General features: G+C 30.2%; 10 protein-coding genes. All 10 read right to left on the reverse strand.

What is annotated here, in order from left to right:
• Positions 1–21: 21 nt before the first annotated feature.
• Complete coding sequence (locus IC214_RS13780; protein WP_227866744.1) at positions 22–309, reverse strand: HNH endonuclease signature motif containing protein; 288 nt, start codon at positions 307–309, stop codon at positions 22–24.
• A 279-nt stretch (positions 310–588) separates the two neighbouring features.
• The gene (rlmD, locus tag IC214_RS13785; protein WP_227863308.1) at positions 589–2,007 is read right to left on the reverse strand and encodes a 23S rRNA (uracil(1939)-C(5))-methyltransferase RlmD; all 1,419 of its coding nucleotides are present in this window, start codon (positions 2,005–2,007) and stop codon (positions 589–591) included.
• A gap of 174 nt (positions 2,008–2,181) precedes the next feature.
• The gene (pyk, locus tag IC214_RS13790; protein ID WP_227866745.1) at positions 2,182–3,942 is read right to left on the reverse strand and encodes a pyruvate kinase; all 1,761 of its coding nucleotides are present in this window, start codon (positions 3,940–3,942) and stop codon (positions 2,182–2,184) included.
• A 51-nt stretch (positions 3,943–3,993) separates the two neighbouring features.
• Complete coding sequence (gene pfkA / locus IC214_RS13795; RefSeq protein WP_227435605.1) at positions 3,994–4,953, reverse strand: 6-phosphofructokinase; 960 nt, start codon at positions 4,951–4,953, stop codon at positions 3,994–3,996.
• 208 nt (positions 4,954–5,161) lie between these two features.
• Positions 5,162–8,731, reverse strand: coding sequence for a DNA polymerase III subunit alpha (locus tag IC214_RS13800; protein ID WP_227866746.1), 3,570 nt, complete (start codon positions 8,729–8,731; stop codon positions 5,162–5,164).
• A 153-nt stretch (positions 8,732–8,884) separates the two neighbouring features.
• Positions 8,885–9,835, reverse strand: a complete 951-nt coding sequence (gene whiA / locus IC214_RS13805) for a DNA-binding protein WhiA (RefSeq protein WP_227435601.1) — start codon at positions 9,833–9,835, stop codon at positions 8,885–8,887.
• A gap of 16 nt (positions 9,836–9,851) precedes the next feature.
• Positions 9,852–10,277: an NUDIX hydrolase gene (locus IC214_RS13810; RefSeq protein WP_003416968.1), complete on the reverse strand. Its 426-nt coding sequence runs from the start codon at positions 10,275–10,277 to the stop codon at positions 9,852–9,854.
• A gap of 68 nt (positions 10,278–10,345) precedes the next feature.
• On the reverse strand, positions 10,346–11,452 hold the full coding sequence (locus IC214_RS13815) for a gluconeogenesis factor YvcK family protein (protein WP_227435600.1): 1,107 nt from the start codon (positions 11,450–11,452) through the stop codon (positions 10,346–10,348).
• A gap of 11 nt (positions 11,453–11,463) precedes the next feature.
• Entirely contained in the window at positions 11,464–12,321 is an 858-nt protein-coding gene (gene rapZ / locus IC214_RS13820) for an RNase adapter RapZ (protein WP_227435598.1), read from the reverse strand.
• A 52-nt stretch (positions 12,322–12,373) separates the two neighbouring features.
• The gene (locus IC214_RS13825; protein ID WP_227435589.1) at positions 12,374–13,087 is read right to left on the reverse strand and encodes a PHP domain-containing protein; all 714 of its coding nucleotides are present in this window, start codon (positions 13,085–13,087) and stop codon (positions 12,374–12,376) included.
• Between the last annotated feature and the right edge of the window lie 2 nt (positions 13,088–13,089).

Raw genomic sequence — 13,089 nt, forward strand, 5'->3', positions numbered from 1 at the left:
ACTTAGTAGAGAAAAAAGACTCTAGTTGCTTTCTTCTAGTTGCTTTCTTCTATTTTCTTTCCACTTTTTTACGGTTTCTTCACTTAATGAATTAATCTTGTCAAACTTCTTATGGCAATTAGGGCATAAAATAATTAAATTTTCGTACGAATTATCTTCTGTTTCAAAGTAGGGAGCAATATGAGCCTTTTCCATAATATCATTATCTTTTATAAATAAATTTTCTTGGCAATCTGGATTCATACACTTTCCCATTGATTCAGCATATAATCTTCTTTTTACATTTTCATTTATTGACTTTCTATTCATTTTATTTCCCCAAAAAAAGATTAATATATTATATAGAATGCTATTTAATAAAGTCCCTTTTTATTTCAACATTTTAAAATACTTCAAAGCAACCAAAATAGCTTCTTCTTTTTCAACCGAGCACTTCAGAACTTTCTGATTTTCATTTCTTGATATATTGTAATTCTCCCTAACTTCTAAACCATGCTTCCTCTTAACTTGCGCAATATAAAGTGTAGACACCTTAAATCCATACTTTTTAAAAACAGAGTTTTGGATTTGCTCATATGTTGCTTTACTCTATGCATTTGTTAAGTCCATATCATCCATTGGAAATTCCACACTAATATGCTTCTTTGAATCAAGTTTGGAAAGCAACGCTACAGTTTCCACATGTGTAGAATGAGGGAACATATCTACAGGTTGTGCCTCAATACATTTAAATCCATGCATATTTAGATAATTTAAATCCCTTGCTAAAGTAGAAGGATTACAAGAAACATAAACAATTCTCTCAGGATTCATTGAAACAATTGTCTCTAAAACCTTTTCGTCACAACCCTTTCTAGGTGGGTCTACAACTACAACATTAGCAGTCTTACCCTCACTATACATCTTAGGAACAACCTCTTCTGCCTTACCCACATAGAATTCAGCATTATGTATATTGTTTAATCTAGCATTTACCTTAGCATCTTTTATAGCATCTTCTATAATTTCTATTCCATAAACTTTTTTAGCCTTTTGCGCTAAAAATAAAGATATTGTACCTATACCACAATAAATATCAAAAACAGTATCAGTATCCTTTAAATCTGCATATTCAAGAGCTTTATCATATAATACCTTAGTTTGTATAGGATTTACTTGGAAAAATGACAATGGAGAAATCTCAAATACTAAATCTCCTATATAATCATTTATTTTACCATCTCCATACACAACTATATTCTCTTTTCCAAGAATGGCATTTGTATTTTTTTCATTTATATTTACAACTAAAGTCTTAAATCCAGGTATATTTTCCTCTAATACTGAAGCTAATTCTTTAAGATATGGAAGTCTGTTTCCATTAGCAACTAATACAACCATTACTTCTTTAGTTGTAAATCCAATTTTTGTCACCAAATGTCTAATTACTCCAGTCTGAGACTTTTCATCATATATGCTTACCTTATAAGCTCTTATATACGTTTTTATTATCTTAACAATTTTATCATTTAGTTCATGTTGTATTACACATTTTTCTGTCGATATTACATCGTGAGTCTTCTTTTTGTAAAAACCAATAATAGGAACTCCATTGTTCTTTTGTATTGGAAATTGAGCTTTATTTCTATATCTATATGGCTTCTCCATGCCTATAGTATCATGAACTACCACATCATCCAACTTACCTATTCTTGTAAGCACTTGTTTAACTTCATTTGTTTTCATTTCAAGTTGTTTATTATAGTCTAAATCTTGTATTTGGCACCCTCCACAATCCTTAAGATTGTCACTACACACTCTTTTTACTCTAAATGGAGACTTCTCTATTATTTCAACAATGTCTCCTACAGCATAATTTTTCTTGACCTTATTAATTTTAACTTTAACTTTATCTTGTATTAATCCGCCCTCTACAAAAACTGTAATACCATTGTACTTTCCAACGCCTACTCCAGCCTGTCCAATGTCTACTATATCTACAATATACATCTCGTTTTTTGAAAGCATAAATCACCCTCCAATCACTATATTAAATTTAAATTCTTACAAATTCTTTTCTTTAAATATATATTAAAATCTTGCTATTAACTAAACTATATTTTTTACTAAGCTACAATATTTTATTTTACCAAAAAAAAAGGAGCTTATAAAGCCCCTTGACAAAATAAATTTATTATTTTCTTATAAAACTCTAGTTGAACCTCTATATATTACACCTCTTGATGCATCCACTGTTACAACTTCTCCATCTTTTACTAGATTAGTTATATCATTTGCAGACACAATAACTGGTATATCTAAATTTATTCCTACGATAGCTGTATGTGATGTCATTCCACCATTTTCAGTTACTACAGCTCCTGCTTTCTCTATATAATTGTTCATTTCAGCATCAGTAGCTGTAGAAACTAATATATCTCCTTTATTGAAGTCTACACAAGTATCTCCATTTTTTATTATACGAACTTTACCTTCTACTGTTTGATTACCTACACCTATACCTTGAACAATTTCTTCACTTATTACATGAACCTTTATTAAGTTAGTAGTTCCGCTTACTCCTACTGGTACTCCAGCAGTTATAACCACTAGTTCTCCATTATCTATATAATCTGCTTGTCTAGCTGCTTCTATTGCTTTTTCTATAACTTCATCTGTATTTCCTGCAACAGAAGATTTAACTGGATAAACTCCCCATGTAAGAGCTAGTTTATTCATAGTTTTTTCATTATTTGTAGTAGCTATTATTGGAGATTTTGGTCTAAATTTAGACACCATTCTAGCAGTATAACCTGAAGAAGTAGATGTTATTATAGCTGATGCATCTAAATCTACAGCTGTTGTACAAGTAGCATGGCTTATTGCATCTGTTACTGTAACATTATTAGTACCATTTTCCTTTAACAATCTATTATAATCCAAAGTTTCTTCTGTTCTTTTTGCTATTGTAGCCATCATTTTTACAGATTCTACAGGATATTTCCCAGCAGCAGTTTCTCCAGATAACATTATTGCATCTGTTCCATCATATATAGCATTAGCTACGTCTGTAACTTCTGCTCTTGTTGGTCTTGGATTTCTTATCATAGAATCAAGCATTTGTGTAGCAGTTACAACTGGTTTTGCTAATTCATTGCATTTTTTTATCATCATTTTCTGAACTATTGGCATTTCTTCAGTAGGTATTTCAACACCTAAATCACCTCTAGCTACCATTATACCATCAGAAACTTTTAATATTTCATCTAAGTTTTCTACACCTTCTTGATTTTCTATCTTAGATATAATTTGTATATCAGTTGCATTGTTATTTTCTAAAATTTCTCTTATTGCTAGTACATCAGATGCTTTCCTTACAAATGAGGCAGCTATATAGTCTATACCTTGGCTTATTCCAAATTCTATGTCGCTTATATCTTTAGGAGTTATTGCTGGTAAATTTATTTTTACACCAGGCACATTTACACCTTTATGATTTTTTACTATTCCAGAATTTTCAACGATACATACTATATCTTCGCCATTTATTTCTTTTACTCTTAAACCAACTAAGCCATCATCTATTAGTATAGAATCTCCTACTTTAACATCTTCCGCAAGACCCTTATAACTTACTGTACATATTTCTTTAGTTCCTACAACATCTTTCATAGTTATAGTAAATTTTTGTCCTTCTTCTAAAGATACCTCTGGGTCTGCAAAATTACCTGTTCTAATTTCTGGACCTTTAGTGTCTAATAATATAGCAACTGGTTTATTTAGTTTTTCTCTAACTTTTTTTGCCATATCTATTCTTTCCTTGTGTTCTTCATGTGAACCATGGGAAAAGTTAAATCTGCACACATTTAGACCATTTTGCATAAGTTGAGTTAAAACTTCTTCACTTTGTGATGCTGGCCCTAGTGTACAAACAATTTTTGTTTTCTTTACATTATTTAACATATTTGCTCCTCCTGAAATATTATTTCACAGATTTATTTTAAATACTAAGATTTATATAGATAATATTTTTGCCATTTCATAAGCTTCTTTATCAAAAACCTTCTTTTGAGATAAAGCTTCACTTATTTCTAAGTCAATTATTTTGTTTTCTTTTATTCCGACAACTCTAGCTGACTTTCCATCTAGTAGTAATTCTACAGCTCTTACACCAAGTCTGCTTGCTAGTATTCTATCAAATACAGTTGGGCTTCCTCCTCTTTGAACATGACCTAATACAGTTACTCTTAAATCTGCTCCTGATTCTTTTTTAAGTTCCTTCTCTAAATCGCTAGCACTTCCAACTCCTTCTGCCAACACGATTATACTATGTCTCTTACCTCTTTTTTGAGTAGTCTTTAATCTTAAAGCAACTTCATCTACTTTAACCTCTACTTCTGGTACTATTATAGTTTCAGCTCCTCCTGCAAGACCTGCATATAAGGCTAAATCTCCACAGTGTCTTCCCATAACTTCTACTATATTAACTCTTTCATGAGATGATGATGTATCTCTTATTTTACCTATAGCATCTATAATAGTATTCATTGCAGTGTCAAATCCTATAGTATAATCTGTATATGCTAAGTCATTATCTATAGTTCCTGGTATACCTATAGCTGGAAATCCTAAGTCACTAAGTTTTTGAGCTCCTGTAAATGAACCGTCTCCTCCAATTACTACTAAGCAGTCAATTTTATACTTTTTAAGAATTTTTACTGCCTTTAATCTACCTTCTTCTGTTTTGAATTCTTCACATCTAGAAGATTTTAATATAGTTCCTCCTCTGTGTATAATATCCCCAACAGAAGATAAGTTCATTTCAGTTAAATCTTCTTCCAACAATCCCTTATATCCTCTATTGATTCCATATACTTTGCATCCATAATATATTGCTGACCTTACAACCGCTCTAATTGCAGCATTCATTCCTGGAGCATCTCCTCCACTTGTTAGTAATCCTATAGTTTTCATTTTTTACCTCCTTGGATTTTATGTCAAATTTTTATTATAATCATTCTTATCACATCTTAATGGACTTTTTTCGTCCCTATATCATTTTTCAATCCCATCAAGACTAAAAAAATTAAATGTCCTTAAATGTCCATTTTGTGATATTATATCACAAAACGGACAATATTTTTCATATTATTATAATATATTTAGATTTTTATCCAAAAAATTAAGCTTTTATCTTTATGTTATCCTTAGGAAGTAATCTTTCTAAATTGTTTATAAATTCATCACATATAAAGGTGGATACTCCTGTCATTTTATATGCTTTGCGCTTACCATTTATATTTTCATCCATAGGATATAAGTATATACTGTCATTGCCTGGATATTGCTTTGCTATTTCTATAATATTGTAAGTTGTATCTGTGTCAGACATACTATCTATTTTTAAATACAGTTTTTTTCCACTTTCTAACTTCACATTTTGTACATTTTTAGTTCTTACTGAATTATATTTTTTAGCTTCAAAGTCAGTATTGTCTTTTATATCTTTTATTTCTCTAGCTATAAGTTTTGCATTTTCGCCTTCTTTTATACTTAATGTTCCTTTTACATAAATTATATTATCTTCGTTTAAAATAACATTATATTTTTGTAATAACTGAGGAAAAACTATTATTTCTATAGCACCATATAAATCTTCTAACTCAATAAATGCCATAATTTCATTTCTTTTTGTGGTTTTTATCGTTTTATTTACAATCATTCCACCCATTATTGCATCAGTTTCATTCATTTGTATATATGACTCTTCATCCTCTTTTAATGAATTTAACTTTCCATTATCTATAGATGTTTTTTCTTGTAATTCTTTTTCAAATTGCGATAAAGGATGCCCACTTACATACATTCCCAGAACTTCTTTTTCAAGATTAAGTTTCTCTCTTTCTTCATATTCTGGTCTTTTAGGTAAATTATATATTTGTTGAAAGTCACTATCTTCTTCACTATCTCCAAAAGCATCAAATAATGAAATTTGACCTTGAACATTTTTCTTTCTGTCCATAGAAACACTTTCTAATAAAGTTTCATAACCAGCCATCAGACTAGCTCTATTTTCACTTATATTATCAAAAGCTCCACATTTTATTAAGCTTTCTATTACTCTTTTATTTGTATCTTTTTGGTCTAATCTCTTAACTAAATCAACTAAGTCTATAAATAATCCCTTAGACTCTCTCTCATCAATTATATTATTTATTATATTTACACCAACATTTTTTACAGCAGCCAGACCAAATCTTATGTTGTCACCTTCAACCGAGAATTTTGAAAAACTTTTATTTATGTCTGGTGGCAACACATCTATATCTAATGCTTTACATTCTCTTATATATTCAACTACCTTATCAGTATTTCCCATAACACTAGTTATTAAAGCTGCCATAAACTCAACAGGATAATATGTTTTTAAATAAGCTGTCTCATATGCTAAAACTCCATATGCAGCTGCATGTGATTTATTAAATGCATAACGAGCAAAATCTATCATGTCATCAAATATTTTATTGGCTATTTCCTCTTCTACACCATTTCTAACACACCCTGCAATTTCTATGTTGCCATCTTCATCAAATTTCCCATGAATAAAATATTGTCTTTCTTCTTCCATTACATCCATTTTTTTCTTACTCATGGCTCTTCTAACCAAGTCACTACGACCATAACTATATCCACCTAAATCTCTAACAACTTGCATAACTTGTTCTTGATATACCAAACATCCATATGTAACTTCCATTATTGGTTTTAATTTCTCATGTAAGTATGTTACATCTTTTGGATTACTTTTATTTTTTATATACGCAGGTATAGAGTCCATTGGACCTGGTCTAAATAGGGATATTCCCGCTACAATATCTTCAAAATTATCTGGTTTCAGTTGTTTCATAAAACTCCTCATACCAGCACTTTCCAACTGAAACACTCCTAAAGTATTTCCAGATGAAAGCATTTCATATACCTTTGGATCATCATAGTCCATCTTTGAAAAATCTATATTTTCAGTGTAATTTTTTATTGTTCTATTCTTTTCTATTAAATCAAGTGCATCTCTTATAACTGTAAGTGTTCTTAATCCAAGAAAGTCCATCTTTAAAAGACCAAGTTCTTCAAGTGTTGTCATAGTAAATTGAGTTGTGATTGCATCTTGATGCTTGTACAGAGGTACATACTCATCTACAGGATTTTTGGATATAACAACTCCTGCTGCATGAGTGGAAGCATGTCTTAACATTCCCTCTATTTGCTTTGATATATTGATTATCTCTTTTGTTTCAGGGTCTTGGTCATATAAATCCTTAAGGTTTGGATTTGTATCTAATGCCTTATCTATAGTCATTCCTAAAGCAAATGGTATTTCTTTAGCTATCTTATCAACCTTATTGTAGCCTATATCTAATACTCTTCCAACATCTCTTATTGCGGCTTTTGCACCCATTGTTCCAAAAGTTATTATTTGTGCAACATGGTCATCACCATATTTTCGCTTTACATAGTCTATAACTTCTTCTCTTCTTTCATAGCAAAAATCTATATCTATATCTGGCATAGATATACGTTCTGGATTTAGAAAACGTTCAAATAGGAGAGAATATTTTATTGGGTCTATATCAGTTATCTTAAGTGTATATGCTACTATTGAACCTGCCGCACTACCTCTACCTGGTCCTACTATAATATTATTTTCTTTAGAGAAATTTATAAAGTCCCAAACTATTAAAAAGTATTCCACATAACCCATTTTTTCAATTACATCTAATTCATAGTTTAATCTATCTAGTATCTCACTATCAGGATTATCATATCTTTCTTTTAATCCATTAAAACACAATTCTCTTAAATAAGTTTCTGGCATATATCCATCTGGAACATCATATTTAGGAAGATGTATAGTGTTAAAATCAAACTCTACATTACACATATCAGCTATTTTTACAGTATTATCAATAGCCTCTAGTGCATATGGGAATAACTCTTCCATTTCTTCTCTTGATTTCAGATAAAACTCATCACTTCCAAATCTCATTCTATTTGGGTCATTTACTGTTTTACCCATTTGAATACACATAAGAACATCATGTATTTTTGAATCTTCTTTATTTACATAGTGAACATCATTAGTAGCAACTAGTGGAATACCAGTCTCTTTTGATAATTTCACTAATCCAGAATTCACTTCTCTCTGTTCTGGTAAATTATGGTCTTGAATTTCTAAAAAGAAATTTTCTTCACCAAATATATCTTTGTAATCAATGGCAAACTTTTTTGCTTTTTCATAATTTCTATTCATCAAAGCACGTGCAACATCTCCTGCAAGACATGCAGAAAGTGCTACAATCCCTTCACAATGCTTTCTAAGTTCTTCCATATCGACTCTAGGCTTATAGTAGAAGCCTTCTACATATGAAGTTGAGACTATTTTTATCAAATTTTTATAGCCTTCCATATTCTTAGCTAACAAAACTAAATGTCCTTGATATTTATCATAATTAGGGTCTTTATCTCTTAATCCACGTGCAGCTGTATAAACTTCACACCCTATAATTGGTTTTATTCCTTCTTTTATAGCTGTTTTATAAAAATCTATAACACCAAACATACAGCCATGGTCAGTAATAGCAATTGAACTCATATTTAATTCTTTAGCTCTTTTTATAAGTTTTTTCACCCTCGAAAATCCATCAAGTAAACTATACTCGGTATGTACATGAAGATGAGCAAAATCTTTTTCCATTAAATCACCTCCTGTTTTATAAATTTAATTTTACCACAAATACATGTCTTAAAACAAAAACAGAGACTTTTATCTCAAAATAGGAATTAACTTCCACCTATAACCCTATATGTTGAAATTAATTCTTATTTTGAGATTGTCCCCTCAAATTTATTATAATGATTTTTTTTTCAAGTCTGTCGCGATTTCTTCTATTTTTCTAAGTCTATGATTGACACCAGATTTTCCTATTGGCGGGTCTAACATCTCTCCAAGCTCCTTGAGAGTCATATCTTCATACTCAATTCTAATCTTGGCTATTTCTTGTAAATTTTCTGGTAAGCTACTAATCCCTATAGTTTCTTGTATTAGTCTAATATTTTCTACTTGTCTTACGGCTGCATTTACTGTTTTAGAAAGGTTAGCTGTCTCGCAATTTACTATTCTGTTTACATTATTTCTCATTTCTTTTACTATTTTAGTATTTTGGAGACTTAAAAGAGCGTGGTGTCCTCCTATAATACTTAATAAATCGGATATTTGTTCACTCTCTTTAAGATAAACAACATAATTATTTTTTCTAGCCACAATTTTACTATTAAAGCCTAAAGAATTTATAAGTTCTTTTAATGAATCTGCAAAATCCTCATTGTTAGTTACAAATTCCATATGATAGTTTTTTTCTGGGTCACTTATAGAACCTCCACCAAGAAAAGCTCCTCTTATAAAAGCTCTTTTACATCCCTCATGTTTAACCAAACTTTCTGGAACTCTATTTATAGTAAAAAATCCCTCTTTTTCTTCCAATACACCTAATTTTTTTAATAACATTTCTGAACCCATTTCACTTGTTACCATTAATACATAACTATTATTTCTCTTTAACATTTGATTTTTATTTACAGAAATTGTAGTATTTATGCTGAAATTCTTTTTTAATAACTTAAAGACTTTACGGGCTATTGAGTTTAATTCTGTTGTTATTTTTAAATTTAGTTTTTTATATCCAACAATTTGTATACTTCCCCCTGATTTAACTAGAGCTGACAGTTCAGCTATATTACAACATTCATTCTCAGATACAATTCTCGCTAGTTCATTTTTGGTTTCAGTTGAAAAAGACATATATATCACCCATTAACTAATTTTTCTTTAACCTTTTTTTTATTTCCTGTAAGGCAACCTTTATTATTTCCTTTTCATCATCATACCTAGCTAGGTCTACCACTCTATCTAGATGGATAAATTTAGCATCAATAAAGCCTTCCTCTTTTTGTGGAATAGTATCCATATTTTTTGCTTGCATTAAGTACCAAAAAACTGTTTTATGAACTGCTCTATTTTCATCCCAGTTTTCTTTGAATGTATAGTGTATTTCACCTAAATATTTCAATATATCTGCTTTTACTCCAGTTTCTTCGCTTACTTCACGTAATGCTGCCTCTTGGTTATTTTCCCCTTCTTCTACTTTTCCTTTGGGTAGCACCCAATCTCCATTGAACTTCCTTAGTAAAAGAATCGTATTGCCAAACAGGACTACACCACCAGCACTAACCTCTTCTCTCATCGATGTTCACTCCTTAAAACTAACATAATGATAAGGATTTCTACACTTTTTTTTAAAATCCTTTTTTACTAACTTTTGTTGTAATTATGATTTAGGGCTAACTCAATAACTATGTTAGATATATATTTTGCATCATGTCTTATATAATTATTTTTTATTTCAATCAAATTTTTTTCTACGGTTTTTATACCCATCTCTTTTAACTTATCTTTTTGTTTTTTATCTAGTAAAACCTGTTCTGCTCCATCTTGTTTATATAAATCAAGCATTCCTTCTGGCAATATTTCGTTATTTGCTATCACATAATCTATCAAATTATTGTCAGTATGCTTTATTATCGCATTAATATGTTCTAATACATTATATCCTTCTGTTTCCCCTGGTTGAGTCATTATATTTGATATATACACTTTTGGCGCTAGAGAGGCTTTAATGGCGTCTACAACACCATCTACAAGTAAGTTTGGTATTATACTAGTATATAAACTTCCAGGACCCATAATTATAATATCAGCATCATAAATAGATGCAATAACATCTCCTAATGGTTTAACATCTTTAGGATTTAAAAAAATCTCATCAATAGAACTTTTTTGATTTTTTGATTCTTCAGGTATACTAGATTCGCCATTTACTATTTCACCATTTTTTAATTTGGCAACTAAGTTTACATCTTCTAGTGTTACTGGCAAAACCCTACCTGTTATAGCAAAAATCTCACTTAATTTATACACAGCTTTTTCAAAGTTTCCATATAATCCATTCATAGCAGCTAAAAATAGATTCCCAAAACTTTGACCTTTTAAAAGTCCCTCTGTAAACCTATATTGCATAACTTCATTCATAGTTGGTTCTATATTTGCAAGTGCTAACAGGCAATTTCTTATATCTCCTGGTGGAAGCATTCCTAAGTCTTCTCTTAATACTCCTGAACCTCCACCATCATCAGCAACAGTAACAATCGCAGTTATATTCTGCGTAGAGTGTTTAAGCCCCCTCAGAAACACTGATTGACCAGTTCCTCCACCTATTACTACTACATTAGGGTCTCTATTTTCAATAACAGACCTCTGAAATAACCTTACTTTTTCATTCTTTGCTTTCTTATATATAAATAACGATACAATTAATGCAATCCAACCTAAAATTCCTACAATAATAAGTAATTTAGCCATGTTTGCCTCCATTATCGTAACATAGAGTCTCTGTGTTTTTTTACAACTCTATATCCTTTATTAGATAAATCCTCCGCTATAAGATTTGTTATAGTAACTGACCTATGTCTTCCACCTGTACATCCAACACCAATTACTAGATGTTGTTTTCCTTCTTCTATATATTGAGGTACTAAGAAATGAATCATATCCAAAAGTTTTACATAAAATTCCTCACTAATTTTAGAATTCATAACATAATCTCTAACTTCTTTATCGTCACCAGTTTTAGATCTCAATTCTTCAACATAATATGGATTAGGAAGAAATCTTACATCGAATACTAAATCTGCATCAGCAAGTATACCATGTTTAAATCCAAAAGATACTACAGATATAGTTAAATTAGGATTATCTTCACCAGAAGAATATATTTTCTTTATTTCTTCTTTAAGGTCTTTTGGTTTCATATTAGTTGTGTCAATTATGCATGTAGAAAATCCCTTTAAAGGCTCCATTATTTTTCTTTCCATTTTTATACCTTCTGGAATTTGCATGTCTTTCGCCAATGGGTGATTTCTTCTTGTCATTTTATATCTCTTTAACAATACATCATCATTACAATCTAAATACACCATTTCATATTCATAATTTTCTTTTTCTAAGTAGTTTAAACTTTCATGAAGAGCTTCAAAAAACTTTCTTCCTCTTATATCTATACCTAGAGCAACTTTATCAATACTTGAATTTGGTTGATAACATAATTCTGCAAATTTAGTTATTAAAGCAGGAGGTAGATTATCTACACAATAAAATCCCATATCCTCTAAAGCTCTCATTGTTTCACTTTTTCCAGACCCTGAAAGACCTGTAACTATAACAAATTTCATTGCTAACTCCTCCTTTTTATCTTCTGTTTATTACACTTTTATCTTTCGATTATTACACTATAATATTTTCTACTAATGATATATCCATATTTGAATCATATACAGCTTTTATAGCTCGTTTAAAATCACCCACTCTTTCTGGGCAATGTGCATCTGACCCTATTATAAATTTATTTCCTATTTCTTTTATTTCGTTTATTTGTTTTACATTTAAAAAAGAATGACTACTATTTATTTCAAGCCTTGTATCTGTCTTTTTTGCTACCTTTGCTATTTCTTCTATATATACATCACCTTTATCACCAGGATGTGTAATTACAAAAATATCATTATTATTCATAGCATTTATTACGGCTTTTGTATTATACTCTTTTGCTTTTTCAGTTTTAAAAATATAGTTATTACAATGATTTAATAAACTTCCAAATGATGTAGGAGTAGAACCAAAATGGTATCCAGCCATGATATAGTCAAGTTCTTTTATAAATTTTTCATCCATGTCTATATTACCTTTATCATCTAATATGTTACACTCCATACCCAAAAGTATATTTATATCACTATATTTATCATTCAAAGAATTTATTTCTTCTCTCATTTTATGAATATCTTTCCTCTTTACACCATATGCAATATGTTTATAACTATGGTCTGATATTCCGATTGTCTTTATCCCTTTAGCAATGGCCACCTTTACATTATCTTCAATAGTTCCCTTACCATGACTATATAATGTATGTGTATGATAATCAGCCAATATTTTCATTT

It is taken from the genome of Clostridioides sp. ES-S-0190-01, assembly GCF_020658275.1.
Taxonomy (GTDB): domain Bacteria; phylum Bacillota; class Clostridia; order Peptostreptococcales; family Peptostreptococcaceae; genus Clostridioides.